The organism is Thermocrispum sp. (assembly GCF_002919275.1).
Taxonomy (GTDB): Bacteria; Actinomycetota; Actinomycetes; order Mycobacteriales; family Pseudonocardiaceae; genus Thermocrispum; species Thermocrispum agreste.
On record NZ_PKFA01000002.1, the window covers coordinates 61,947 to 87,316 of the forward strand.

At 69.6% G+C, this 25,370-nt stretch carries 24 protein-coding genes; 15 read left to right on the forward strand and 9 right to left on the reverse strand.

Going from position 1 to position 25,370, the window contains the following annotated elements; genetic code table 11:
* Positions 1 to 70 precede the first annotated feature (70 nt).
* Both mihF and CXP56_RS00455 read left to right on the forward strand, forming a co-directional pair.
* Entirely contained in the window at positions 71 to 382 is a 312-nt protein-coding gene (gene mihF / locus CXP56_RS00450; protein WP_286899056.1) for an integration host factor, actinobacterial type, read from the forward strand.
* A gap of 122 nt (positions 383 to 504) precedes the next feature.
* A complete protein-coding gene (locus CXP56_RS00455) occupies positions 505 to 1,674 on the forward strand; it encodes an isochorismate synthase (RefSeq protein ID WP_245566610.1) in 1,170 nt (389 codons plus the stop codon).
* On the opposite strand, the gene CXP56_RS00460 is transcribed toward CXP56_RS00455, so the two are convergent.
* Positions 1,658 to 2,317 (reverse strand): 4'-phosphopantetheinyl transferase family protein, encoded by a 660-nt coding sequence (locus CXP56_RS00460; RefSeq protein ID WP_286899060.1) that lies wholly within the window; start codon positions 2,315 to 2,317, stop codon positions 1,658 to 1,660. The two genes, CXP56_RS00455 and CXP56_RS00460, sit on opposite strands and share 17 nt — an antisense overlap.
* Positions 2,318 to 2,437: 120 nt before the next feature.
* Between CXP56_RS00460 and CXP56_RS00465 the strand changes: the two genes are divergently transcribed.
* Entirely contained in the window at positions 2,438 to 3,199 is a 762-nt protein-coding gene (locus tag CXP56_RS00465) for a beta-ketoacyl-ACP reductase (RefSeq protein WP_028847344.1), read from the forward strand.
* Positions 3,200 to 3,203: 4 nt separating this feature from the next.
* On the opposite strand, the gene CXP56_RS00470 is transcribed toward CXP56_RS00465, so the two are convergent.
* From CXP56_RS00470 to CXP56_RS00480, 3 genes are read right to left on the reverse strand one after another with little or no spacing between them, the layout of a single operon-like run.
* The gene (locus CXP56_RS00470; protein ID WP_028847343.1) at positions 3,204 to 3,848 is read right to left on the reverse strand and encodes a TetR/AcrR family transcriptional regulator; all 645 of its coding nucleotides are present in this window, start codon (positions 3,846 to 3,848) and stop codon (positions 3,204 to 3,206) included.
* On the reverse strand, positions 3,839 to 5,383 hold the full coding sequence (locus CXP56_RS00475) for an ATP-dependent acyl-CoA ligase (RefSeq protein ID WP_286899064.1): 1,545 nt from the start codon (positions 5,381 to 5,383) through the stop codon (positions 3,839 to 3,841). Before CXP56_RS00475 ends, CXP56_RS00470 begins: the two co-directional genes overlap by 10 nt.
* Positions 5,380 to 6,138: an enoyl-CoA hydratase/isomerase family protein gene (locus tag CXP56_RS00480; protein ID WP_286899066.1), complete on the reverse strand. Its 759-nt coding sequence runs from the start codon at positions 6,136 to 6,138 to the stop codon at positions 5,380 to 5,382. The genes CXP56_RS00475 and CXP56_RS00480 overlap by 4 nt, the downstream gene beginning before the upstream one ends.
* Before the next feature lie 47 nt (positions 6,139 to 6,185).
* Between CXP56_RS00480 and CXP56_RS00485 the strand changes: the two genes are divergently transcribed.
* From CXP56_RS00485 to CXP56_RS00495, 3 genes are all read left to right on the forward strand, one after another.
* A complete protein-coding gene (locus CXP56_RS00485; RefSeq protein WP_286899068.1) occupies positions 6,186 to 7,814 on the forward strand; it encodes an amidohydrolase in 1,629 nt (542 codons plus the stop codon).
* Positions 7,801 to 8,238, forward strand: a complete 438-nt coding sequence (locus CXP56_RS00490; RefSeq protein ID WP_286899070.1) for a GNAT family N-acetyltransferase — start codon at positions 7,801 to 7,803, stop codon at positions 8,236 to 8,238. Before CXP56_RS00485 ends, CXP56_RS00490 begins: the two co-directional genes overlap by 14 nt.
* 114 nt (positions 8,239 to 8,352) lie before the next feature.
* Positions 8,353 to 9,039, forward strand: coding sequence for a metal-dependent transcriptional regulator (locus CXP56_RS00495; protein WP_028847338.1), 687 nt, complete (start codon positions 8,353 to 8,355; stop codon positions 9,037 to 9,039).
* Positions 9,040 to 9,042: 3 nt separating this feature from the next.
* Here CXP56_RS00495 and CXP56_RS00500 read toward each other — a convergent pair whose 3' ends face one another.
* Positions 9,043 to 9,375 (reverse strand): YnfA family protein, encoded by a 333-nt coding sequence (locus CXP56_RS00500; RefSeq protein ID WP_028847337.1) that lies wholly within the window; start codon positions 9,373 to 9,375, stop codon positions 9,043 to 9,045.
* A gap of 591 nt (positions 9,376 to 9,966) precedes the next feature.
* Between CXP56_RS00500 and CXP56_RS00505 the strand changes: the two genes are divergently transcribed.
* The 7 genes from CXP56_RS00505 (at position 9,967) to lysS (ending at position 19,003) form a co-directional block, all read left to right on the forward strand.
* Entirely contained in the window at positions 9,967 to 10,374 is a 408-nt protein-coding gene (locus CXP56_RS00505; RefSeq protein WP_286899075.1) for a hypothetical protein, read from the forward strand.
* A 212-nt stretch (positions 10,375 to 10,586) separates the two neighbouring features.
* Positions 10,587 to 13,091, forward strand: a complete 2,505-nt coding sequence (locus CXP56_RS00510) for a bifunctional FO biosynthesis protein CofGH (protein ID WP_286899077.1) — start codon at positions 10,587 to 10,589, stop codon at positions 13,089 to 13,091.
* Between the two features lie 472 nt (positions 13,092 to 13,563).
* Positions 13,564 to 14,376, forward strand: coding sequence for a hypothetical protein (locus tag CXP56_RS00515; protein WP_286899079.1), 813 nt, complete (start codon positions 13,564 to 13,566; stop codon positions 14,374 to 14,376).
* Positions 14,345 to 14,767, forward strand: coding sequence for a hypothetical protein (locus CXP56_RS00520; RefSeq protein WP_156899160.1), 423 nt, complete (start codon positions 14,345 to 14,347; stop codon positions 14,765 to 14,767). Before CXP56_RS00515 ends, CXP56_RS00520 begins: the two co-directional genes overlap by 32 nt.
* Before the next feature lie 342 nt (positions 14,768 to 15,109).
* Positions 15,110 to 16,129 carry a tryptophan--tRNA ligase gene (locus CXP56_RS00525; protein WP_286899082.1) on the forward strand — a complete coding sequence of 340 codons (1,020 nt, stop codon included), beginning with the start codon at positions 15,110 to 15,112 and terminating at the stop codon, positions 16,127 to 16,129.
* Between the two features lie 113 nt (positions 16,130 to 16,242).
* Positions 16,243 to 17,211, forward strand: a complete 969-nt coding sequence (gene yhjD / locus CXP56_RS00530) for an inner membrane protein YhjD (RefSeq protein WP_211227513.1) — start codon at positions 16,243 to 16,245, stop codon at positions 17,209 to 17,211.
* 130 nt (positions 17,212 to 17,341) lie between these two features.
* On the forward strand, positions 17,342 to 19,003 hold the full coding sequence (gene lysS / locus CXP56_RS00535; RefSeq protein ID WP_028847331.1) for a lysine--tRNA ligase: 1,662 nt from the start codon (positions 17,342 to 17,344) through the stop codon (positions 19,001 to 19,003).
* 33 nt (positions 19,004 to 19,036) lie between these two features.
* Here lysS and fxlM read toward each other — a convergent pair whose 3' ends face one another.
* The 4 genes from fxlM to CXP56_RS00555 all read right to left on the reverse strand — a co-directional run bounded on the left by fxlM (position 19,037) and on the right by CXP56_RS00555 (position 23,571).
* Positions 19,037 to 20,455 carry a methyltransferase, FxLD system gene (gene fxlM, locus CXP56_RS00540; RefSeq protein WP_286899087.1) on the reverse strand — a complete coding sequence of 473 codons (1,419 nt, stop codon included), beginning with the start codon at positions 20,453 to 20,455 and terminating at the stop codon, positions 19,037 to 19,039.
* Positions 20,456 to 20,482: 27 nt separating this feature from the next.
* The gene (locus CXP56_RS00545; protein ID WP_286899088.1) at positions 20,483 to 20,986 is read right to left on the reverse strand and encodes a DUF6461 domain-containing protein; all 504 of its coding nucleotides are present in this window, start codon (positions 20,984 to 20,986) and stop codon (positions 20,483 to 20,485) included.
* A gap of 136 nt (positions 20,987 to 21,122) precedes the next feature.
* The gene (locus CXP56_RS00550) at positions 21,123 to 22,055 is read right to left on the reverse strand and encodes an esterase/lipase family protein (protein ID WP_028847328.1); all 933 of its coding nucleotides are present in this window, start codon (positions 22,053 to 22,055) and stop codon (positions 21,123 to 21,125) included.
* A 271-nt stretch (positions 22,056 to 22,326) separates the two neighbouring features.
* Complete coding sequence (locus CXP56_RS00555) at positions 22,327 to 23,571, reverse strand: D-alanyl-D-alanine carboxypeptidase family protein (protein ID WP_286899092.1); 1,245 nt, start codon at positions 23,569 to 23,571, stop codon at positions 22,327 to 22,329.
* An 83-nt stretch (positions 23,572 to 23,654) separates the two neighbouring features.
* Between CXP56_RS00555 and CXP56_RS00560 the strand changes: the two genes are divergently transcribed.
* A complete protein-coding gene (locus CXP56_RS00560; protein ID WP_028847326.1) occupies positions 23,655 to 24,005 on the forward strand; it encodes a hypothetical protein in 351 nt (116 codons plus the stop codon).
* A 208-nt stretch (positions 24,006 to 24,213) separates the two neighbouring features.
* Positions 24,214 to 25,224: a glycoside hydrolase family 16 protein gene (locus tag CXP56_RS00565; protein WP_051310083.1), complete on the forward strand. Its 1,011-nt coding sequence runs from the start codon at positions 24,214 to 24,216 to the stop codon at positions 25,222 to 25,224.
* Positions 25,225 to 25,370 lie beyond the last annotated feature (146 nt).

Sequence of the window (25,370 nt, forward strand, 5' to 3'; positions counted from 1 at the left end):
CCCTCCCGGGCACGACAGCGGCACAGGCATCCGCACCCGGATGGGTGACCGGATAGGAAGGATCAGTACGTTGGCTCTGCCCACGTTGACTCCCGAGCAGCGCGCTGCGGCGCTGGCGAAGGCCGCCGAGGCCCGCAAGGCGCGGTCGGAACTGCTCGCGGCGATCAAGTCCGGCGAGAAGAGCATCGAGAACGTGCTCAAGGCCGCCAAGGACGACAAGACCATCGGCAAGACCAAGGTCGCGCAGCTGCTCAAGGCGGTGCCAGGGCTCGGCGCGGTGAAGGTCGCCGCCTTGATGGAGCAGGCCGGCATCGACAAGGACCGGCGGGCCGCCGGCCTGGGTGCGCGGCAGCGTGAGGCGCTGCTGGCGGCGCTGAAGTAGGCCGGCCGGATCCTCGTCGCGGTGGGGCGCGCCAGGCCATGGTCCGGCGCGGCCTGCCGAGTGGTCGTTGCCCGGGTCACGTGCGGCCCGGGCGCCGGGGAGCCGCGTGCCAGAATCGTCGGGTGACCGATACCGCGCGCGCTGAGGTGACCGATCCGGCCAAGCTGCTGGACGGTTACCGGGCGGGCGAGTTCGCGTTCGCCACGCCGGAGCGCACGCTGCTGGCCGTCGGTGCCGACCGTGAGCTGACCGGCACCGACGTGGTCGCGCTGGACGATGCGCTCCCCGCGGAATTCGCCACGGCGGCGACACCGATCGCGGTCGGCGTCCTGCCGTTCGGCGACAGCGCGCCCGCGCGGCTGACCATCCCGAGCCATTTCCATTGCACCGGGCCGGCGCATGCGGCGATGGCCGGCAGGCCGGACCGGGTGCTGAGCGCGCCCGCGCGGATGATCGCGGTGCCGTCGGAGCAGCAGCACCAGGAGGCGGTGGCCGAGGCGGTGCGGCTGTTGCGGCAAGGACAGCTGAACAAGGTCGTTCTGGCTCGCGCGCTCGACGTCACGTTCCACGCGCCGGTCGACCCGGCGGCGCTGCTGCACAACCTGGTCTCCGGGAATCCGACCGGTTTCACGTTCGCGGCGCCCTTGCCCGGCCCGCGGTCGGCCACGTTGATCGGGTCCACCCCGGAGCTGCTGGTCCGCCGGGTGGGCAATCGGGTGTTCGCGCACCCGCACGCCGGTACCGCTCCCCGCTCCAGCGACCCGGTCGAGGATGCGGACAACGCCGCGCGGCTGGTCGCATCGAGCAAGGAGCGCACCGAGCACGCCCTGGTCGTCGAAGCCGTCGTGGAGGCGCTGCGTCCGTTCTGCCGGAGCATGTCGGTTCCCGCCGAGCCGTCCTTGACGTCGACGCCTGCTGTCTGGCACCTCGGCACGGCGATCACCGGTGAGTTGTCCGAGTCGGGCTCCGACGCCAGCGCGCTGCGGCTGGCCGCGGCGCTGCACCCGACGCCTGCGGTGTGCGGGACACCGACTGCCGCGGCTCGCGAGCTGGCCGAGAAGCTTGAACCGTTCGACCGCGACTACTACGCGGGCGCGGTCGGCTGGGTGGATGCCGCGGGAGACGGCGAGTGGGCGGTCAGCATCCGATGTGCTGAGGTCGACGGGGAAAGGATGCGGCTGTACGCCGGTGGAGGCATCGTCGCCGCGTCCGATCCGGCGGCGGAGCTCGCCGAGACGTCGGCGAAATTCGCGACGCTGCTGCGCGCCCTGGGTATCACCGCGACGGCTTGAGTTCGCCGAAGTCCGCCGCGCGCCACCATCGCTGGTTCACGGTGAGGCCGTTCGCGGTGAGCGCGGCGACCGCGGCCGCATAACCCTGGCCGGCGTCGAGATCGACGATTGCCGTCGTGGCTGGGTCCAACGCGTCGTGGGCGCTGGCCAGCAACGCAGGCGGGGCCTCCGGCGGCGCGAGCGTGATGCTCCTCAGCGGCACCTTCAGGCCGAGACCGGTGGCTTTCATGAGCGCTTCCTTGCGTGCCCAGTAGGTGAAGAACAGCCGTGCGCGTTCCGCGGCCGGCCGGCCGGCGACGGCGTCCAGCTCGGCGTCGGACAGCGCATAGTTCAGCAGGTCGTCGCCGCTGGAGCGGGAGGTGGACTCGACGTCCAGCCCGATCGACGTGCCGACGGCGACCGCCAGCCCGACCCGTTGGCCGGCGTGCGAGATGGACAGCTCGAGGTCGTTGCCGGGTATGCGTGGCTTCCCGTGCTGCTTGCCGCAGTCCGGGCAGGTCGCATCCAGCTCGACCGACGTCGGCGGGACACCGAGATACCTTCCGGCGACGGTGCGGGCAAGCACGCGGCCGGTCAGGAAGCGCAGGCGGTCGGCAGGCTGGCGATACGCCTCGTACCGGGTGCGCTCGGCCGGAGCGAGCATCGCGAGCCAGGTGCTGGCGGCGCCGGCGGGGAGTGGCGTAGCCCACCACACATCACACGCCACGGCTTTCGACACGCTGTTAAGTTACGCCAGAAACGCACCGGTAACCGGGAGGGCTTGATGGCTGATCTGAATGGTCGAGTCGCAGTGGTGACGGGAGCGGCGCGCGGCATCGGCGCGGCGACGGCACGGCGCCTGGCCGCCGACGGCGCGGCGGTCGCGGTGCTGGACCTCGACCCGGCGGCTGCCGAGCCAACCGTCTCGGCCATCACGCAAGCCGGCGGCAAGGCGATCGCCGTCGGGGCCGACGTCAGCGACGAGGACGCGGTCAAGGCCGCGTTCCAGCGCGTGGCCGACGAGCTCGGCCCGATCGGCATCCTGATCAACAACGCCGGCGTCACCAGGGACAACCTGCTGTTCAAGATGTCCGCCGACGACTGGGACACCGTCATGGGGGTGCACCTGCGCGGCGCGTTCCTGTGCAGCAGGGCGGCCCAGTCGTACATGGTCGAGCAGAAGTGGGGCAAGATCGTCAACACCTCGAGCGTGTCCGCGCTCGGCAACCGGGGGCAGGCCAACTACTCCGCGGCCAAGGCCGGGTTGCAGGGCTTCACCAGGACGCTGGCGATCGAGCTCGGGCCGTTCGGCATCAACGTCAACGCGGTCGCACCGGGCTTCATCGCCACCGAGATGACCGACGCGACGGCGCGGCGCCTCGGGCTGAGCCCGGAGCAGCTGCGCGAGGAGACCGCGAAGGTGACGCCGCTGCGTCGCGTCGGGGCCCCGGAGGACATCGCCAACGTGGTGGCGTTCCTGTGCAGCGAGGACGCCTCGTTCGTGACCGGGCAGACGATCTACGTCGACGGCGGCCGCAAGCTGTAGCCGCTCAGATCTTGATGCCCCACGTGCTGCGGGCGATGGCGCGGCACCGGTCCATGTCCGGCTGTGCCGGGGCCGGGCTCGCGCCGACCGTCCGCAGCACCAACGCGGCGTAATGCACGCCGATGTCGTGCAGGGTGAGCGGACCGCGCGGCGAGTACCAATGCGCGACGCCACTGCACATCTGCAGCAGCGCGCGCCTGGTGACGCCGTTCTCGTCGGGCAGGAAGACACCCTGCTTCTGCCCTTCGGCCAGCACGTCGGACCAGATCTGCTCGTAGGCGTCCCGCTGTTCCACGACGCGGCGGCGGATCCTCGGTGACAGCGCGCGCAGCTCGTTGTCGACTACCGCCGTTTCCTTGGCGTGGGCGGCGTGCGCGATGGTGTGCAGCGCGGCCAGCCTGCCCAGCTTCTCCTGGGGGTCGTCGGTGTCGTTGGTGGCCTCCTTGGCCGCCGACAGCAGCCGATCCAGGCAGTCCGCCATGATGTCGGCCAGCAGGTCTTCCTTGGTCCCCATGTAGTGGTACAGGCTGGCCGAGGAGAGCTTGGCCGCGTCGGCCAGCTCGCGGATGCCGACCCCGTGGTAGCCCTTGGCGGCGAACAGCCGCACGGCGGCTTTGCGGACCCGGGTGTGCGTGGTGTTCACAGCCATGCCCGCGCCACCCTGTCGTAGGCGCCGGCCAGCGGGTCGGCGGACTTCAGTCGTCCCTTGGCCACTCGCTCGGATGCTGTCATCGGCAATTCGTCGACCACCTTCCAGTAGCGCGGCACTTTGAAGTAGGCGAGTTTGGCGGCGCAGTGCTCGGCGAGCTCGTCCGGCGTCGGGTCGGCACCGTCGGCCGGGACGACAAACGCCTCCACTTCTTCTCCACGGATCTCGTCCGGTACTCCGATCACTGCCGCCAGCCGCACACCCGGATGCAGCAACAAGGCGCGTTCGACTTCGTCGGCGGAGATGTTCTCCCCGCTGCGGCGGATCATGTCCTTGGTGCGGCCGACGTAGTAGATCCGGCCGCGGTCGTCCATGCGCACCAGATCGCCGGTGTGGAACCAGCCGTTGCGGAACGCTCGCGCGGTGTCGTCCGGGCGCTGGTGGTAGCCGAGCATCAGGCCGACCCCGCGGATGGCCAGCTCGCCGGTCTCGCCGCGAGGTACCGGCCGGTCGTCCGGGCCGAGCACGGCCACTTCCCGTCCCGGCACCGGGGTTCCGATGCACCCGGTCCCGACCACCTCGTCGTGGTCCTGTGGGCGCACCCGGATGTCCGCGCCGGTCTCGGTCATCCCGAACGCCTCGAACCACGGCACGCCCCAGCGTTCCTCGAGCCTGCTGTGCAGCTCGCCCGGGATCGCCGACGCGTGGACCGCACGGACGCGGTGTCGCTTGTCCTCCTCGGACGGCGGCTGGCGCAGCAGCAGCGTCGGCATCATGCCAAGGCAGTAGAACCAGGTGACACCGTGTTCCCGCACCTTGGACCAGAACGTGGACGGGTGGAAGCGGTCCAGCACGACCAACCGTGCCCCGGACGCCAGGCCGACGGCGACATGCCACTGCGGGTCGATGTAGTGGAACGGCTGGGCGGTGAGCATGACGTCGTCGGAGCGGAGCCACGGGTGCTCGGTGATCATCCCGCGGGCCAGCGTGGTCCAGTACCGGTGCGGCAGCACGCAGCCCTTGGGGGCGCCGGTGGTGCCCGACGTGTACTGAATGTTGACCGGTTGCTCGCCCGCAGGCAGTGGCAGCTCGGGTTTCGGCTTGCCTGCCGGCAGTTCGCCCGGGGTGAGTACGCGCTCGACACCGGCCTTCGGGGCGATCACCCGCAGCATCTCGACGAACTCCGGGGCGCCGACCACCACCCGGGCGCCGGCGTCGGCGAGCACGTGCGAGCCGTCCAGCTCCCGGTAGTTGACGTTCACCGGGACCATGGCCGCACCCAGCTTGGCCGTGGCCAGCCAGAGCAGGGGGAACTCCGGGCAGTTGCGCAGCATGAGCGCGACCCGGTCACCCGGGGACACGCCCAGGCTCGCCAGCGCCCCGGCGAACTCGTCGCTGCGCGCGTGCACCTCGGCGAACGTGAGCGAGCGGGGTTCTCCGCCGGTGTCGAACACCCATGCCGTGCGGTCCGGCCACGACTCGGCGGCCCGGGCCGTCAGGCGTGCCAGATCGTCGATGCCGGTCAGATCGGTCATTCCGCCCTCCGGGTGCGGAAACGCTCGGCGGACTCGGCTACTTCCGCGGCGGTGTCGGTGATCAGCGCGTGCGCGACTTCCAGCTCCAGCGCGGCGTCCAAGGCGGAGTCGATGCCGGCGTCCAGCGCCCGCTTGGCCAGCGTCACCGCGTAGGCCGGTTTCTGCGCGATCGCCCGCGCCCAGCGCAGCGCTGTCTCCCTGGCGTCCGGCACGACCGCGTTCACCAGACCGAGCCGGGCCGCCTCCGCGGCGTCGACGCGTTCGCCGAGCAGGAGCAGTTCCTTGGCCTTGAGCGGTCCGACGAGCAGCGGGAGGAGTCGGGAGATCCCGCCGGTCACGCTCAGGCCGAGCCCCGCCTCCGGGAAAGCGAACTGCGCGTCCTCGGCGGCCAGCACCAGGTCGCAGCCGAGCGCGAATTCCGCCCCGGCGCCGATGGCGTAGCCGTGCACGGCGGCGATCACCGGCTGGGGCAGCTCACGGATCCGGCGGGTCACCTGCTGCAGCCGTTCGATGCGGCGCCGGGAATCACCGCCCGCCGGGGGTTCCTTCAGGTCGTATCCGGCGCAGAAGGCCCGGCCCGCGCCGGTCAGCACGACCGCGCCCGCGTCGCTGCCCGCGACCTCCGCCAGCCGCGCCAGCAGGTCGTCCACCAGTGCGGGAACGACCGCGTTCAGTCGCTCGGGCCGATTGAGGGTCACCACCGCGACGCCGTCGGTGAACCGGAGCGCCACGGTGTCCGATGTCCGAACCGCCATGCAGCCGAGTCTAGCCGGACGATCGATCGATCGATAGGCTGAACGGCATGCGGGTCGACGTGGTCTACACGGGAGCGCGGGTACTCACCGGACCGGACTTCCGCCCGGCCGACGCGGTGGCGGTGCACGCCGGGCGCGTGGTGGCGCTGGGCGTTGATGCGGCTGAGCTGGACGCGCGGAGCCGGATCGATCTCGGCGGTGCCGTCGTGGTGCCGGGCTTTCACGACGCGCACAACCACATGGCCTGGTACGGCATGCAGTTGACGGCACTGGACTTGAGCGAGCGGACGTGCCGCAGTGTCGACGACGTCTACGCCGCGGTGGCGAAGGCCGCCGCCGAGCAGCCGCCGGGCAGCTGGATCATCGGCAGCGGCTACGACCAGAACAAGCTCGCCGGGGGACATCCCACGGCCGAGGGGTTGGATCGGGTGGCCGGGGAGCATTTCGTCCAGCTCAAGCACACGTCCGGGCACATGTGCGTGGTGAACTCCGCGGTGCTCCGGCAGCTGGATCTGGCCAACGTGCCGACCGGTGGCGACGTGGTGCGGGACGCCGAGGGGCGGCCGACCGGGCTGCTGCGGGAGCAGGCGCAGCGGCTGCTCGATCCGCTCAGGTACCCGGTGCCGCTGGAGGACGTGACGCGCGGCATCGCCCTGGCAAGCGAGCGGTATCTGGCGGAGGGGATCACCAGCGTTCAGGAAGCCGGCATCGGCAGGGGGCTGGTCGGCAACACGCCGATCGAGCTCGCGGCCTATCAGCAGGCGCGCGAGGCCGGGCAGCTCGGCGTGCGCACGACGCTCATGGTGGCGGCGCAGTCCCTGCGCGAGCTGGACCACGCGCCGTCCGACGACGTGGTTTTCGGGCTGGACCTGGGTATCCGGACGGGCTTCGGTGACGACTGGCTGCGCATCGGCCCGATGAAGCTGTTCTCCGACGGCTCGTTGATCGGCCGGACGTGCGCGATGCACGAGCCGTTCGAGGGCGAGCCGGACAACCGCGGCTATTTCCAGATGCCCGAGGAGGACATCGCCGAGACGATCCGCAAGGCGCATCGCTCGGGCTGGCAGATCGCCACGCACGCCATCGGCGATCGCGCGGTCAGCGTGGTCCTGGACGCCTACGCCGCCGCGCTGGCCGAGTTCCCGCGGCGGGATCATCGGCATCGCATCGAGCACTGCGGGGTGATCGGCGACGCGGACGTGGCCCGGCTGGCCGAACTGGGCGTGATCCCGGTGCCGCAGGGCAGGTTCGTGAGCGAACTCGGCGACGGCATGCGGGCCGCGCTCGGGCCGTCACGGGAGGACCACTGCTATCGCGTGCGCAGTTTCCTCGCCGCCGGATGTGTGGTCCCCGGCAGTTCGGACCGGCCGGTGGTGGACGGGGCGCCGCTGCCGGGGATCGTGGACATGGTCCGCCGCCGCACGTCGAGCGGGGTGCTGTTGGGCGCGGACGAGCGGGTCAGCGCAGCCGAGGCGCTGCGCGCCTACACGTTCGGGTCGGCTTTCGCGTCGTTCACCGAGGCGGATCGGGGCACGATCGAGGTGGGCAAGCTCGCGGACTTCGCGGTGCTGTCCCACGACCCGACCGATCCGGAGACGTTGGACGAGGTGCGCGTGCTGGCCACCGTGGTCGGCGGCGACATGGTGTTCGAAAGGAGCGGGGATGCCGGTACGTGACGCCGGGCCGAACGACATCGAGGAGATCTGCGCGCTGATCGAGGAGCACGCGGAGTACGAGGGCAAGCCCGATCTCAAGCTGGACCGGGCCGAGATGGCCACGTACTTGTTCGGTGACGACCCCAAGGCGTGGGTGGTGCTGGCCTACCCCGATGGGCAGCCGGAGACGGTTGCCGGCTTCGCGTTCTGCTGCTGGAACTTCTCGACGTGGCAGGGCAAGCCCGGCATCTGGATGGACGACTTGTACGTCCGGCCGCAGTTCCGCCGCCTGGGCCTGGCCACCGAGCTGCTGCACGAGCTGAAGTCGCGCACCGACGGCCGGGTCGAGTGGGAGATGCAGGTCGACAACGACAAGGGCAAGGCCTTCTACGCGCGGCTGGGCGCCCAGCCGGTGCCGGGGTGGATCCGCTACCGGTGGATTTAGCCGCTTCGCCGGCGCGGCGTGGCGATCCGCCGCCAGGCTTCCCATGACGGAGCCCGGTATGGGGTCGACGGTGCAGGAAACCCGGATCTGACCAGGCCTGATTAAGGTGAAGGTATGCCGGAGGCGAAGCGGCGCTCGGCGTCGATCGAGGACTACGTGCGGGTGATCTACGGCCTGGTGGAACGGGGCGAGCAGGTCACCAACACGTCGTTGGCTGCGCGCATGTCGGTCAGCCCGTCCTCGGCGTCGGGCATGGTGACCAAGCTGGCGCAGCAGGGCCTGGTCGCGCATGCCCCGTATCGCGGCATCGAGTTGACCGCGGAGGGCGAGAAGTTGGCCCGCTCGGTGCTGCGCCGCCACCGGCTCATCGAGACCTACCTGGTGTCCGAGCTCGGCTACACCTGGGACGAGGTGCACGCCGAGGCGGACGCGTTGGAGCACGCGGTGTCGGACCGGCTGATCGAGCGCATGGCCGCCAAGCTGGGCAATCCGGTGCGCGACCCGCACGGCGATCCGATCCCGACGTCGGACGGGGTGGTCGACGAGGCGCCGCTGCGCATCCTCGACGAGCTGGAACCCGGTGCCGTCGGCGAGATCGCCCGGGTCTGGGACACCGACCCGGAGCTGCTGCGATACCTGTCCGAGCGCTCCATCGGCCTCGGCGAACGCATCGAGGTGATCGAGCGGCAGCCGTTCGGCGGCCCCTTGGTGGTCAAGGTCGGCTCACCGCCACGGGAGACCACCCACGCCCTCGGCTCGAAGATCGCCCGGGCGTTGTCGGTCGCGGTCAAGTCCGGCTGACCGTCAGCCGCGCGGCGCATACATGATCACCGCGACGCCGACCAGGCACAGGCCGGCGCCGACCAGGTCCCAGCGATCCGGTCGGAAGCCGTCGACGACCACTCCCCACAGCAGGGATCCGGCGACGAACACGCCGCCGTAGGCGGCGAGGATCCGGCCGAAGTGCGGGTCCGGCTGCAGCGTCGCCACGAAGCCGTATGCGCCGAGCACGATGACGCCGGCGGCCACCCACAGGTACCCGGCGTGCTCGCGAATACCCTGCCAGACCAGCCACGCGCCGCCGATTTCGCACAGTGCCGCCAGCGCGAACAGGAACACCGAACGTGCCACCGTCATCCGGCGAGAGTACTGCGCCGCCCGGATCGGCCACGCGACTCGAGCGACGGTCGTCAGGGCGCACCGACCCAGGGCGCCCGCGACCACCGAACGGTGACACCGTGCGTGCCGCGCCGGGTCATGATGATCAGCCCCGCCCGGCGAGTGCAGTTCCGTAGCCAGGCCCGGGACACCAGACACCCAGAAGACGCCACGCCAGACGCTCAGAAGACGCCACGCCGAATCGTTCGGCGTCGGTCACACCGCCGGATCACACCGCCGGATCACACTGCTGGATGACGAGGACAGGGGTGCCGGTCCGGGTCGGACAGGTCGGTCGGTCGAGCGGGGAGGCGTGTCGAGGGCTGGCGAAGGCGTCCGCCGTGCCGCTCGTCGCGCCGAACCATCCATTCGTCGACAGGCCGGCCGACACGCTTCGAACATGCCTCGTCACACTGCGACCCCTCTGCAGGCTTGGATTACGACATTCGGTATGGTCTGCCGCCGAGTCGGCGCGAGTGCAGCGGACTCGACACACTGGGTAGTTTTTCGCCCACTGGGCGCGACGAATTGCGCCCGTGTGGGTGAAGGCGATGGTGGGAGGTTCGGCGCGTGCGTAGCCAGGAGCGAGACGAGGTCGCCTCGGTGACTGCGTGGACGTTCCGCGTCGGTACGACGGTGCTGATCACCATCAGCGGGCTGGCGGGGCTGAGCTCGCCGGCCTGGGCCGTCGATGCGACGGCTCCCACCAACTTCGGCGTCCTGGGCCCGGTCGGCATCGTTGCCGTCGGCGTCGGCGTGCTCGGCATGATCGCGGGCGTGGCGCGCCGCCGCAGGCAGGCCCTCGCCCGGTCGGTCGCCGAGCGCAGTGCGGCGGCGGAACAGGTCGTCGCGGAACGCGCGGCGCGGGCCGCGGCGAACGAGACGTCCGGTCGGCAGACTGTCCCAGGGCCTTCGCGGCCGCCCGCCATCGAGAGCACCGCCCAGCAGGTGACCGTTCACGACACCCAGCTCGCCTGAGCGCCTGCCCGGAGCCCGCGTTCCGCCCTTTCGACATTCGTCGTCATCCGCGGTGTGACCGAGCACACGCTGCGCGTTGTCCTTTCTTCCTGCAGTCGGCTCTGCCACATGCGCGTTGACATGCGGCTTCGGTTTCGCCCATCCGCCGGGGGCAGTATGCGTCCGCTGGAACCCGTGGCGGGGGTGCCCAGAACTTCCGTACTGTCGGCTGCATGATCCCGTCTCCTTCGGCTTTGTCACGGGCATTGCGTCGCGCGGAGACCGGAGCGACGCTCGACGTCACCGAAGCGACCACCCTGCTGCACGCCACGGGCGAGGAGTTCGACCGGTTGCTGGCCGCGGCCGCCCGCGTCCGCGACGCTCACCTGGCCGATCAGGGACACCCCGGTGTCCTCACCTACAGCCGGAACGTCTTCATCCCGCTGACCCGGCTGTGCCGGGATCGGTGCCACTACTGCACGTTCGTCACCGTTCCCGGCAAGGTGCCGCACGCGCTCTACCTCGAGCGGGACGAGGTGGTGGAGATCGCCCGCAAGGGCGCTGAGCAAGGCTGCAAGGAAGCGTTGTTCACGCTCGGCGACCGGCCGGAGGCGCGCTGGCCGCAAGCCCGCGAATGGCTGGAGGAACGGGGCTATTCCTCCACCGTCGACTACGTCCGGGCCTGCGCCATCGCCGTGCTGGAGGAAACAGGGCTGCTGCCGCACCTCAATCCCGGCGTGCTGACCTGGGAGGAACTGCAGCGGCTCAAGCCGGTCGCGGCCAGCATGGGCATGATGCTGGAGACCACCGCGGAGCGGCTGTGGTCGGAGAAGGGCGGCCCGCACTACGGGTCGCCGGACAAGGAGCCCAGGGTCCGGCTCCGCGTGCTCGACGACGCCGGCCGGGTCGGCGTGCCGTTCACCACCGGCATCCTGGTCGGGATCGGGGAGAACCGCGCCGAGCGGGCCGAGTCGTTGCTGGCCATCCGGCAGCGCGCCCGGCAGTACCGGAACATCCAGGAAGTCATCGTGCAGAACTTCCGGGCGAAGCCGGACACCGCGATGCGGTCGGCGCCCGACGCGTCGCTGCACGACCTGGCGGCGACCGTGGCGGTGGCGCGCCTGCTCATGCCGCCCGGGGTGTCCATCCAGGCGCCGCCGAACCTCATCGACGAGGAGTACGAGCTGCTGCTGCGCGCGGGCATCGACGACTGGGGTGGCGTGTCGCCGCTGACCCCGGACCACGTCAACCCGGAGCGCCCGTGGCCCGCGGTGGACAAGCTGGCCGAACGGACCCGGGCGGCGGGTTTCGAGCTCCGCGAGCGGCTGACGGCCTATCCGCGCTACGTGCGGGCTGCCGAACGCTGGATCGACATCCGGCTGCACGAGCACGTGCGGGCCCTGGCCACGCCGGACGGCCTGGCGAACCCGGATGCCGAGGTGGTCGGCCGCCCATGGCAGGAGCCCGACGGCGGCCTGCAGACCGAGGGACGATCCGACCTGCACACCGCGGTCGACACCGACGGCCGCACCGACGACCGTCGCGGCGACTTCGATTCGGTCTACGGCGACTGGGACGTCCTGCGCGATCAGGTTTCCTCGCGGGGTGCGCCGGAGCGCCTGGACGGTGACGTTCTCGCCGGGTTGCAGCTGGCCGCCGAGCGTCCCGCGGCGTTGCTGGAGCGGGAGAACGAGGCCGCGGCGCTGGCGCTGCTCACCGCGGACGGCGCCGCGTTGGAGCAGCTGGCCCGGCTGGCCGACGACCTCCGCGCCGACGTGGTCGGCGACGACATCACCTACGTCGTCAACCGCAACATCAACTTCTCCAACGTCTGCTACGTCGGCTGCCGGTTCTGTGCCTTCGCGCAGCGCGAGCGGGACGCCGACGCCTACCGGCTCTCCGTGGACGAGGTCGCGCAGCGGGCCGTGGAAGCGGCCGAGGCCGGTGCGACCGAGGTGTGCATGCAGGGCGGCATCGACCCGAAGCTGCCGGTGTCCTACTACGCCGACATCGTCCGTGCCATCAAGGACCGTGTTCCGCAGATGCACGTCCACGCCTTCTCGCCGATGGAGATCGTCTCGGTGGCGGCCAAGGCCGGGGTGTCCGTCGAGGAATGGCTGACCGAGCTGCGCGACGCGGGCCTCGGGTCCATCCCGGGAACCGCGGCGGAGATCCTGGACGACGACGTGCGCTGGATCCTGACCAAGGGCAAGCTGCCGACCCAGACGTGGATCGACGTGATCACGACCGCGCACCGGCTGGGCATCCCGTCGAGCAGCACGATGATGTACGGCCACGTCGACCGCCCGCAGCACTGGCTCGGGCACCTGCGGGTGCTGGCGCGCATCCAGGACGAGACCGGTGGCTTCACCGAGTTCGTCGGCCTGCCGTTCGTGCACCACAACGCCCCGATCTACCTGGCGGGCGTGGCCCGGCCAGGCCCGACGATGCGGGACAACCGGGCGGTGCACGCGTTCGCCCGGCTCGCCTTGCACGGGCGGATCGACAACATCCAGTGCTCGTGGGTCAAGCTCGGCGATCAGGGCACCGCGCAGCTGTTGCGCGGCGGGGCCAACGACATCGGCGGCACGCTGATGGAGGAGACCATCTCGCGCATGGCGGGCTCCGAGCACGGATCGTCGCGCACGCCGAAGCAGCTGGAACAGCTCGCCGCGCTGGTCGGACGGCCGGCGCGGCAGCGCACCACCACCTACGAGCGCGTGCAGATGGCCGCCTGAGCGGTGGCGGCCTGCAACAAAGCCCACACCGCCCGATACGCGGTCTCTGGTGACAAGGCCGTCGGCGCTCGCGGGCCTGCTCGACTCACGGGTGTTTGGGACGGGAGTGCGGGCTTGCCGGGTTTTGCTGGATATCTGTCGGCCCTTGATGTCACGCTGGGAAAGCAGGTAGACACCAGCAGTGACGAGGGGGGATAGTGCTGATGTCCCGGACCGTGAAGCCTGTGGAGACGCTCGATGTGGAGCAGGTCTGCCGGGTGTTCGGGCTCAACAAAGTGTGGGTGGCCGCGCAGGTGGCGCTCGGGCGGCTACCACGGCCGGAACGGATTGGTGTCCGCCGTTGCTGGCGAGCCGACCAGCTGTGGCGGCCATTGCCGCGGTGAATCCTCGCGCGGCGGGTCGGGCGCCGCTGCGGTGCTGGCCAAGCCTCGTCGAGACGCCCGGGCACAGCATGCGGCAAATCCCTGGGGCGATGGTGCAGGACTGGTACGTCGGTCAGGTGACGCTGCGGGTGGTCTGGCCGCTACCGGGACTGGCCGAGCCGAGCCTGAAGACCGCAGCGGGCTTGCGGCCGGTGGTGGACCGGCTGCTGAAGGTCTCGGTCGAGATCGGCCTGTACGGTCCCGTGCTGATTGCGTACGACCGTCACGGCAAGCCCGACGAGAGAGCCGGGGGTGAGGAGGACTGGGCCGTTTACGCTGACACGATCGGTGGCACCGCCCCCTACTGGCCCTACACTCTGCGCCCGCCTGCGGTCATGGAGCGCTGGGAACCGGGCATCCCGGTCGCTGAGGTCGCCGCGACACCGGAGGTGGACATCACCCCACTGCTGCAGTTGGCGGCCGCGCTCCCCGATGCATCGCCCGCCCAGCGCACCCTGATCAACTTGGCGCGGACCATCCAGTCCCGCGCTACCGACAGTGCCCGTAATGACCTCGAGATCTTCGCGGGCGAGGAACGTTTCCGCGCTGTGGCACCGGCCGTGTCGCCGATGCCGGTTCCCGACGCCGAGACCGACGATTTGCCCGAAGACATCCGACGCGCGGGCTGGCTGGAAGTTCTCAGCCGCCGGGACGACCTCGCCGCAGCGGCGATCCATCGGCTGCGGGTCTGGGACGGCGGCGAAGCCCTGCCGTTCAGCAAGTACGAGACGATCGATCTGCGCGATCCGCACAGCAAAGAATGGGCGGCCCGACTCCGCCCCGTAGACCAGCCCACCGTCGCTTTCGACGTGGTGCGTGTCAACGAGAGAGGTGGCCGAATACCTCATCGACCCAGAGACTGACGCTCCAGTGATCCGCCCGGTCGGCAAGGACCACGTGCTGCATGCGGCGGTCCCGCAGCGTCTTCCTGCCCGCAGCCCGCTGGCCGAGCTGATCCTGAAAGGGCCGATCTGGATCCGCACCGAAGACGGCACCCTCTACATGGCACCTCGTGGCAACTATTTCGGTCTGTCGTGGGGGTATGCAGGCTCGGGTCCCGGCACCCTGGCATTGCTCATCCACCGCCTGCTGGACGACATCAACGCGCCCGCGGCGAACAGCAGCAACGGCGCACCAGCCACCCTGAAAGTGTTCACCCAGATCAACTGGCCCCAGGGAACTGTCTTCACCCGCCAGCAACTGGAAGCAGCTCGCAACGGCCGCCCCTACCACAAGCCGGGCGGTGAGTCGTGACGGTGCGCCCGGTGAGCATGGGGAAGCGTCGAATCGCGGTTAGCCGACGAGCTGCGGGTGAGTACCTGCCGAACAGTCCAGTTGATCGACCGTCATGCAATGCTCGGCCGGGCCGATGGCCGGAGCTACTTTCCGTTGTGGTGCGTAAGCACTAACCCAGTGAGGTAGGCGTTCGGCGTCGGTTGCGACGTGACCGGCGTTCGAAGACTTTGCTTTTCCCGTCCGGCTGCGGCATCGCGGCGCCAAAGGTGCCGCAGTCCGACCGGCTGCACGCCCTGGGCCTGGGTGAACGTGGGTGTGTGCGGGCGTCGGCTGCCGAGCCGTCGTCAGTACGATGACCGTATGTCGCAGCCATCCCGGAAGATCTCGCTCACGGGCATCCAGGCCACGGGTGACCCGCACCTCGGCAACCTGGTGGGTGCCATCCGTCCGGCGCTGAAGCTGGCCGAGACCTACGAGACGATGTACTTCATCGCAGACTTCCACGCGGTGAACGCGGTGCACGACCCGCAGCAGCTGCAGCACAACATCCGGTCGGTGGCGGCGACATGGCTGGCGGCGGGGCTCGACCCCAGCCGCACGGTGTTCTACCGGCAGTCCGACGTGCCGGAGATCTTCGAGCTGAACTGGGTGCTGTCGTGCGTGACCGGCAAGGGCCTGATGAACCGGGCGCACGCCTACAAGGCCGCGCGGGACCGCAACATCGCCGCGGGCAAGGACCCGGACGACGGCGTCAACATGGGTCTGTTCAACTACCCGGTGCTGATGGCCGCGGACATCCTGATCATGGAGGCCAACGTCGTCCCGGTCGGCAAGGACCAGATCCAGCACGTCGAGTACGCCGCGGACATCGCGGGCAGCTTCAACGCCTTGTACGGCGAGAAGTACTCGCTGACCATCCCGGAGGCGCTCATCCCGGATGCCGAGTCGGCGCACACCGTGCCGGGCTTGGACGGCCGCAAGATGAGCAAGTCCTACGACAACACCATTCCGCTGTTCCTGCCCGAGAACAAGCTGAAGAAGCTGGTGCGGCGGATCCCGACCGACTCCACGCCGGTGGAGGAGCCGAAGGACCCGGACAGCTCGGCGGTGTTCCAGCTGTTCGAGCTGTTCGCCTCGGCGGATGCGGTGGCCGAGACGCGCAAGCGCCTCGAGGAAGGCGGCATGGGCTGGGGCGAGCTGAAGAACCAGCTGTTCGAGGTGCTCAACGCCGAGCTGACGCCGATGCGCGAGCGGTACAACGAGCTGATGGCCTCCGGCAGCGAGCTGGACAAGGTGCTCGCCGAGGGCGCCGAGCGCGCCAGGGAGAAGGCCTCCCGGGTGCTGAAGTCGGTGCGCTCGGCCGTCGGTATCGACGCCTGATCCTCGTCGACGCCCGGGCGTGCGATGCCGCGCGGCCACGACGGGCGAGGCCGGGCGATCGCGGTTAGCGTGACGGAGTGAGCGAGCAGAAAAGTGAAGGCTTCGTCACCCGGATGCGGCGGCGCTATGTCTGGCTGGACCACGTCCTGCGCTCTCACGAGGCCTACACCAAGCGGTACGGCGACCACTACGCCGCGGCGATCACGTACTTCAGCGTGCTGTCGATCGTGCCAATCCTGATGGTCGCCTTCGCCGTGGCCGCTTTCGTGCTGGCAGGCAACCAGGAGTTGCTGGGGAAGCTGGAGGACGCCATCACCTCGGAGGCTCCGGCCGAAATGGCGTCGACGTTGAACATGGTCGTCGAGCAGGCCATCGAGTCCCGCGCCACCGTCGGTGTGCTGGGTCTGCTGACCGCGCTGTACGCGGGCATCAACTGGATGTCCAACCTGCGTGACGCCCTCACCGCCCAGTGGGGGCTGGGCAAGGTCGACCGCCCGCTGATCAGCGGCACGCTCAAGGACCTGCTGGCGCTCGTCGGGCTCGGGCTGGCCCTGCTGGTGTCGTTCGGGCTCAGCGCCTTGGGCGTCGGTGCCGGTGATTTCCTGCTCGAGCTGGTCGGCCTCAGCGGATACGGCTGGGCGCAGGCGCTGTTGGCCGCGCTGGCCATCGTGCTGTCGATCGCCGCGAACTGGCTGGTGTTCCTGTGGGTGATCGCCCGGCTGCCGCGGGAGAAGGTCGCGCTACGGGCGGCGGTCAAGGGGGCGCTGATCGCCGCCGTCGGTTTCGAGATCCTGAAGACCGCGGCGACGTTCTTCCTGTCGTCGGTCACCTCGACGCCGACCGGTGCACTGTTCGGGCCGATCATCGGCCTGCTGATCTTCGCCAACCTGGTGGCCCGGTTCCTGCTGATGGTCACCGCGTGGACGGCCACCTCGTGGGAGAACGAGAAGCCGCCCACCGAGCCTGCGCCCGTGGTGCTGCGCATCGAGGTGCGGGACCAGCCGACGGCCGGGCGCGTGGTCGGGCTGCTCGGTGTCGGCGGGTTGATCGGGGCGGGGCTGAGCAGGCTGCGCCGCCGCTGACGGCCCGTGGGCCGCACATCGGCGTGAACTTCCATCCTGGCAGGATGTTCTCAGAGGCCGTGTACGGCGTCGCTGTCATCGGCGTATCGCGTGATTTGTGCTGACGAAGTGTGACCCCAACGGAGGATCGGTGTCCGAGTCGGAGTTGAGCTGGGTTCAGCGTGCCGCGGACCAGGCGATCGAGCACGCCCAGCGGGCGGGTGCCAAGAAGATCATCTGCGCGTCCGGGGTGTCTCCGTCCGGGCCGATCCACCTGGGCAACCTGCGCGAGGTGATGACCGCGCACTTCGTCGCCGAGGAGATCAAGGCACGCGGGTTGGACGCGGTGCACCTGCACTCGTGGGACGACTACGACCGGTTCCGCAAGGTGCCGGTGGGCTTGGACGAGTCGCTGAACGAGCACGTCGGCAAGCCGCTGTCCGCCGTGCCCGACCCGTACGGCGAGCGTGACTCCTACGCGTCGCACTTCATCGCCGAATTCTCCGCGTCGCTGCGCCGCCTCGGTGTGCAGATGCACGAGATCCGGCAGTCGCAGCAGTACCCGCGCGGCACCTACAACGCGGCGATCCGCAAGGCGATGGCCGAGCGCGGCCGGATCTTCGACATCCTGGCCCGGTTCCAGACCGAGGGCAGGCACGACACCCCGGTCGAGGAGCGCAGGGCGCGCTACTACCCGTTCAAGCCGTACTGCGAGTCGTGCGGCACGGACTTCACCACCGTCACCGAGTACGTCGATCCGGTCGTCTCCTACGAGTGCCGCTGCGGGCACTCGGGTCGGATGTCGCTGGCCGACGGCGAGCCGATCTCCGGCAAGCTGCAGTGGAAGGTGGACTGGCCGATGCGGTGGGTCCACGAGGGCGTGGACTTCGAGCCCGCCGGCGAGGACCACCACGCGCCGTCCAGCAGCTTCGCCTCCGGAAAGGTGCTGGTGGCCGACATCTTCGGCGGCATAGCACCGTTCTCGTTCGCCTACTCGTTCGTCGGCCTGGCCGGCGGGTCGAGCAAGATGTCCGGCTCGGCCGGTGGTGCGGCGATCCCGGCCACCGCGCTGGACGTGATCGAGCCCGCGATCCTGCGCTGGCTGTACCTGCGGCGGCTGCCGTCGCAGAAGTTCACCATCGACCTGTCGCCGCGCGCGGTGCAGAGGCTCTACGACGAGTGGGACCGCTTCACCGATCAGGCCAGGTCGGCGGACGCCTCGCCGATCGAGAAGCACCTGCACGGCATGTGCTTGGCGACGTCGGCGGGCCCGGTGGAGTACTCGAAGCGACCGGTGTCGTTCCGGCTGCTGTCCTCGGCGGCGGACATCACGCAGGCCAACACCGAGCAGATGGCCCGGCTGGTCCGGCAGCACATCTCGGACGACGCCCCGGCCGACACGGAGACGCTGTTCGCCGAACTCGAGCCGCGGGTGACGTGCGCGATCAACTACGCGACCCGGTTGGTGCCGCCGGAGGAGCGGACGATCCTGCGCACGGAGTTCAACACCGAGGCGTGGAACCAGCTGGACGACCAGACCCAGAAGGGCGTGCAGATCCTCGCCGAGCGGCTGACCGAGGACTGGACCCTGGACGGCCTGACCAGACTGGTCTACGGCGTGCCGAAGATCCTCAACGGCCTGCCCGAGGACGCCCCGCCCACCCCGGAGCTGAAGAAGGTGCAGCGGGCCTTCTTCAAGGCGCTCTACCAGTTGCTGTGCTCGTCGGACACCGGGCCGCGGCTGCCCACCTTGTTCCTGTCCATCGGACCGGAACGGGCACACAAGCTGCTGGTCGGCGACGCTGCGCAGTGACCGGCTCCGGCCGTGCCGTGAGCGTGCGATGGCTCAGCCGCCTTCGAGGACCAGCGTGGTGTGGCGTTTGGGGATGACCCGGCCGGTCGCACTCGGTCGTGTCCCGGCCGGCCAGGCAGTGACGACCGGCTGTGCGGCGCGGTCGAGGTTCCAGCGGCGGATCACGGTGACCAGGCGCTCGGCGAGCTGAGGACCGCGCGGGCCGTGGCCGGTGGCGCCCAGCTCGTAGCGGCGCTGCCCGTTGTGCGATGGCCGCCGGGTCTTGGTGAGATAGCCGAACGAGTCGCCGTCGGCGATCGCCGGGGTGACCGCGGGAAAGATCGGGTCGATCGGGCCGCGGGCGATGGCTTCGTCGGTGGCGGCGAGGCGGCAGGTGTTCGGCTCGGTCACGGTGAGCCAGAGCCAGATGCCGTCCACGGTCTGGTACGAGGTGACCGCGACGCCGGACCACAGCGTGGTGCCCGGTGACGTCGCCGCGGGCCGTAGCGCGCCGGGGTCGATCTGCTGGTCGTCGTCCCAGAACACCGTGACGCCGTCTGCGATGTCCGCGCTGCGTTCGCCGTTGGGCACGAGGCCGATCATGGGGATGAACGCGCACGGTTGGCTATCGGCCGCGCGGAGGTGGTCGGCGTGCCGGGTGAAGGCGATGCTGCGGGTCTGACCGCGCCACTGCAACGGCACGACGAGCCGCCCGCCGACCGCGAGCTGGTCGAACCATGCCGGCGGGAGGTCCCACGGTCCGACGGTGACGATGATCTTGTCGAACGGAGCGTGCTCCGGCGCGCCGAGCGCCCCGTCGGCGGTGATCACCCGTACGTGGTCGTACCCGGTGGCCGTGAGCGCGGAACGGGCATGGGCGGTCACGTCCGGGTCGATGTCGACGGTGGTCACGGCCCCAGTGGGGCCGACCAGTTCGGCCAGCAGCGCGGCGTTGTAGCCGGCGCCGGCGCCGATCTCCAGGACGTTGTCGCCCGGCTGGGGATCGAGCTGGCCGAGCATGATCGCCACCACGGTGGGCATCGACACCGAGCTGAGCGGGTGCGTCGGCCCGGATTTCACGATGACGGGCCGGTCGGCGTAGGCGTCGGCGGCGCTCACCGCGGGGACGAACAGGTGCCGCGGCACGGTGCGCATCGCCTGTTCGACGCGCTCGGAGGGCATGAAGCCGGCGCGGCGGATGCGGTCGACCATCCGATCGCGCAGGTCTTCAGGCTTGCTGCTGCTGCTGTTGGTCATGGTCCAGCTCGGCGACGCTACTCGTGGCGGGATGACTCGTGGTGTCGGCATGGACATGGTGACGTGCTCCCGGTCGATTTTCGAACCGGAGGCTCGGCGGATCGCCTCGAACAGCTCGATCTGGCTGGGATGTGCCAGGCGTAGCGAGGTGTCGAGCGCGGCCTGGTCGACGGGACGCGGGTGGGGGCTGCCTACGGACGCCCACTTGGCGACCATGCGGGCGCAGCGGTTGAGTGACGACGATCATCCGCTGGAACCGGTTCGCTGTTCCAGCAGGGCCACGCATGCCGCCCCGGTGGACTCTGGCTCGTCGAAGATGGCCCAGCCGGGTCGCAACTCGTCGTCCGGCGATGGCGAGTCCAGTGGGTTGAAGCTGGCAATGATCTTCCCGTCGACGGCTTCGATGACGTATTCGTCTGCGTTGACGTTCCAGAACATGCTGAAGAAGTGGCCACCATCGGCCGAGCAACGGCGAGCGACGTCCGGCTCGCTGCCGTTGTAGTCGTTCTCCTCGAGTGCCACCGCGTACTCACCGACGCGGAATACCTGGACGAAGGAGCCTGCGAACGGGTTCAGGCGCACCTCGTGCAGCCGATTGAAGGCGTAGTCGCCGACCGGGGCCCGCGGATCGCCTCCGTAGATCTCGACGATTTCCTGCACCGAGCGGCCGCGTATCACAGCCAAGATCCAGGCATCGATCTCGTCGACCCACGAATACTTCTCGACCAGCGCGCCGTCCAGTGCCAACCCTGCTCCCTGTCCACACCGGTCTCCAGTCGGAGCCGGTCAGGCGTGACACGGTGTGCGGGTCGGACGTCGTTCACGTCAGCCGGTGAACGACGTCGGCCGTCGCCGACAGCCGCTGTCGGATGCGCCGTGTTCCCTAAGCCGGAAGACCGTACCCGCGGCAGACCGGCTGGAAGTCCTTCGGGCCGTCGGCCAGCGCATTCATCGTCAGCTGCATGGTGGGGTCGTCGTTGAACAATCCGATGTGGCTCGCGTGGTCGTGTGGGCAGCGGTCCTGCAGCAGGATGTTGTTGACGTCCCGGCCCTCCAGCCGCTGGGTGTAGTAGGGCGTCACCACCCAGTCGTACTTGGTGATGATCACCGTGTACTTCGGGCCGGGCGGCACCTCCGGGCCGTCGGACCACAGCTCCTTGATGTAGTCGCTGGTGTAGAACTGGTCCGCCACACCACGGATCTGCGCCACGTCGGTCAGCGGCATGGCCAAGCCGAGCAGCCTGAGCTCGTGCGCCAGCGTGACGATGCCGTTCACCGACGTGCCGTGCGAGCTGGGCGCCCAGCCCACGTAGTGCGCCACCTTGTGCGCGTTGCCCATCTTTTTCATCCACCACATCGGCACGTTGCCGCCTTGCGAGTGGCCGACGATGTCGACCTTCTTCGCCCCGGTGGCAGCCAGCACCTTGTTCACGAAGGCGTCCAGCTCCCGCGCCGACTCGGGGATGTGTTTCAGGCCGCCGACACGTCCTGCCGAGAGCGCCGTCATGCCGTAGTTGGTGGCGAAGACGCAATAGCCCGCGTTCTTCAGCCGCGGCGCGATCTTGACGAAGTTCACGCCGATGTTGAAGAACGTGCCGGGCAGCAGGATCACCGGATACGGCTTGTCCTTCGACGGTTTGCACGACCAGTCGTTGGCACCCGCCACGGCGTTCGGCGAGAGCACGTAGTTGATCAACGCTTGCGGCAGATCACCTTCCGGGATCTGCTTGGCCTGGGCGGGCGCCGCACCGAACAAGGCGACCGTGACGGCGGTGATGACGGCAATGCACCAACCACGCACACGTTGACGGGCCATGAGCGCTCCCTTGCGCAGGAAGGGTCCGTGAGTGTTCACGATCATGGCCAGGCACCCCGGTCGGCACAATCCATCGACCGGGGAATACCGAACATTTGTCACCTACGGTCCGTAGACCGTGGATCGCGCCGACCGATCGGCCGCCGTGACCACAGCGCCGCGGATCGCTCGGTCGTGGTGCGGTTGCTGATCTACCGTGATCGAGGCGGATGTCGGTGGAGCGGGGTCTCGCTGGCGTCGTGGATTGCTCGGTCGTGGTGCGGTCGCTGCTCTACCGTGACCGAGAAGGCCGTCGGCGGAGCAAGATCCCGCCCACCAGCGCCGCGACGATGATCGCCAACCCGACGAGCCACACCGTGTTGTTCGACTGCGCCCCAGCCGTGGCCGAATGCGGCTCCGTCCGCCGGTCTTGGGCTGCATCGGCGGCCGCTTGCCCGCCGTCGGCCTCACCCGGCTCGGCGGACTGCGGCTCGACCAGCTTCCCCACCGGCTCGGTGCCCGCGGCGGCCAGCTTGAAGCCGTAGTCGAGCAGCCGCCGGGCCTGCTGGTACGTCCGCAGCGGCTTGACCTCGGCCCGCATGAGCACGACGAACAACCGTCGGCCGTTGCGCTCCGCGCCGCCGACGTAGGTGTGCCGGGCGTCGTCGGTGAACCCGGTCTTCCCGCCCAGGAAGCCCGGATACGCCTCCGGTCCGTGCAGCAGACGGTTGTCGTTGTAGAGCGTGATCGGATGCTTGCGGCGGTGCCAGCGGAACCGCATCGACGTCGTCTGCACCGCCTTGACGAACCGCGGATGCTTCATCGCCTCGCGGTAGATCAACGCCAGGTCGTAGGCCGAGCTCATCATCCCCGGGCCGTCCAACCCGGAGACGGTCGCGGCGCGGGTGTCCAGGGCGCCCAGCTTGCGCGCCAGGTCGTTCATCTTGCGCAGCGCCACGTCGGTGCCGCCCATGGCGGTGGCCAGCGTGTGCGCGGCGTCGTTGCCCGAGCTGATCAGCAGCCCGGTGAACAGCTTGTGCACCGGATACCGCTGCCACGCCCTGATGCCGATGCAGGTGCACTCCTGGCGGGCGTCCTCCAGCCTGGCTTGCACGATCTTGTCCGGCGGCAGCTCCTGGAGCACCACCAGCGCCAGCAGCATCTTGATCAGCGACGCCGGCCGGTGCCGGGCGTGCGGGGCCTTCGCCGCGAGCACGTCCCCGGTGTCCAGGTCGGCGATGATCCACGAAGCCGCGCTGATCTGCCGCGGCGGGCGCAACGACCGATCGGGCAGGATCGTCAGGCAGCCGCCCATGCGCGGCCCGCCGACCGGCTTGTCCGGCACCGGCAGCGGCTTCGGTGTCGGCTGTCCCGGTGGCGGGACCTCCGACGTGTCGACCGGCGGCGGTGGCAAGGCCTGACCCGGGCACACCTTGGCGGCCGTCGTCACGTGTGCGGCGTGCGCGGGCGGGAAGGCCCCGGCCACCAGCAGGCAGCACAAGATGACGCTCAGGACGCGGCCTGTAAGGCGTGACACGTCCGAAGACTAGCGTTCAGGCCGGCGATGATCGGCGGGGCTACTATCGCGGCAACCCCGACAACGACAAGCGAGGTCCCACCATGGAGTTCCTGCGGCTGCTGCTGGTGTTCCTGCATCTGCTCGGCATGGCGCTGCTGATCGGCACGTTCATGCTGCAAGCCAAGGCGGGCCCGCAGGCCCCGGTGAACAAGGGCTGGCTGCACGGCACCGGGTTGCAGCTGCTCACCGGTCTGATCCTGATGGGCCTGGACCCGCTCAACGACGAGGTCTCGTACAACCCGATCAAGATCGGGATCAAGCTGCTGGTGCTCGTCGTGATCGGTGCGCTGGCCATCGCCTTCCTGCGCAAGCCCGCCGCGCCGCGCTGGCTGAACCCGACGCTCGGCGCGCTGGTCGTGGTCAACGTCGGCCTGGCCGTGTTCTGGAGCTGACCGGGAACCGGGCACACGCCCGCGGCACCGAATCGCGCGGGCGCCCCCCCGGGGGGGCGGGCGGACCTGGCGCGCAAGCCTGGCAATTCGGGCGATTCTCCTGGCCGAGAAGGCCAACGTTGCCCATGTGAACCTACTGGGCGGTATACACGGACAACGTTCATTCGATCGTGTTAATGGGCGTGTCACGATCGTGGCCAGGAGGTCGATGTCAGTGTCCGTCTTGCCTCGAATCACCAGAAGATCCCGATCCCGATCCCGCAAGATCCTGGCGATTCCGGCGGTTGCAGCCGCGGCGTTGGTGTTCGCCACCCCGGCGGCCGAGGCCGGAGCGCCGCACGGCAAACCGGCAGGCCCACCGCACGAATTCTGGCGCGTGGTGTGGGAGGACCACTTCAACGGCCCGGCAGGCGCGCCGCCGTCGCCGGCGAAGTGGATCATCGACACCGGGCACAGCTACCCGGGTGGCCCGAACAACTGGGGCACCGGGGAGATCCAGGAGTACACGGCGAACCCGGAGAACGTGGCGCTGGACGGGGCGGGCTACCTGAGGATCACGCCGCGCCGTGACGACTCCGGCCACTGGACGTCGGCTCGCATCGAGACCAAGCGGAAGAACTTCAGACCGCCGAAGAACGGTGTGCTGGCGATCGAGGCAAGGATTCAGCTTCCCACCGTGACCGGCACGCAAGCGCTGGGGTACTGGGCGGCCTTCTGGGCGCTCGGCGCCCCGTACCGGGGGGACTACTGGAACTGGCCGCGGATCGGCGAGTTCGACATCATGGAGAACGTCAACGGGCTCAACCAGGTGTGGGGCGTGCTGCACTGCGGCATCCAGCAAGGCGGCCCGTGCGACGAGACCAACGGCATCGGCGCCACCAGCCCTTGCCTCAGCACGGCGTGCACGGGCAACTTCCACACTTACCGGTTCGAGTGGGACGACGCGCGCGACGAACTGCGCTGGTACGTCGACGGCGTGCACTACCACACGGTGACGAGGGGCCAGATCGGCGATCAGGCCTGGACCGAGATCACCGGCCACGAGGGCTACTTCATCCTGCTCAACCTCGCGATGGGTGGCGGCTTCCCAAACGGCGTCGCCGGCCATCCGACCCCGGTGCCGGAGACCCAGCCAGGGCACCCGATGGTCGTCGACTACGTGCAGGTGTCCACGCTTCCCTCGGGGAAGGGCAAGTTCGGCGGGAAGGGCCACCACTGAGCGGAACCGTCACGGCCGCGATCCGCTGACCCGACTCGGCGGATCGGCATCCGGACACCCGGATTCCGGACACACGACAAGGCGGAGCGTCCCTCGATTCGCTCGAGGTGACGCTCCGCCTTCTCGGTATGCGCTGGTGGTGCGCC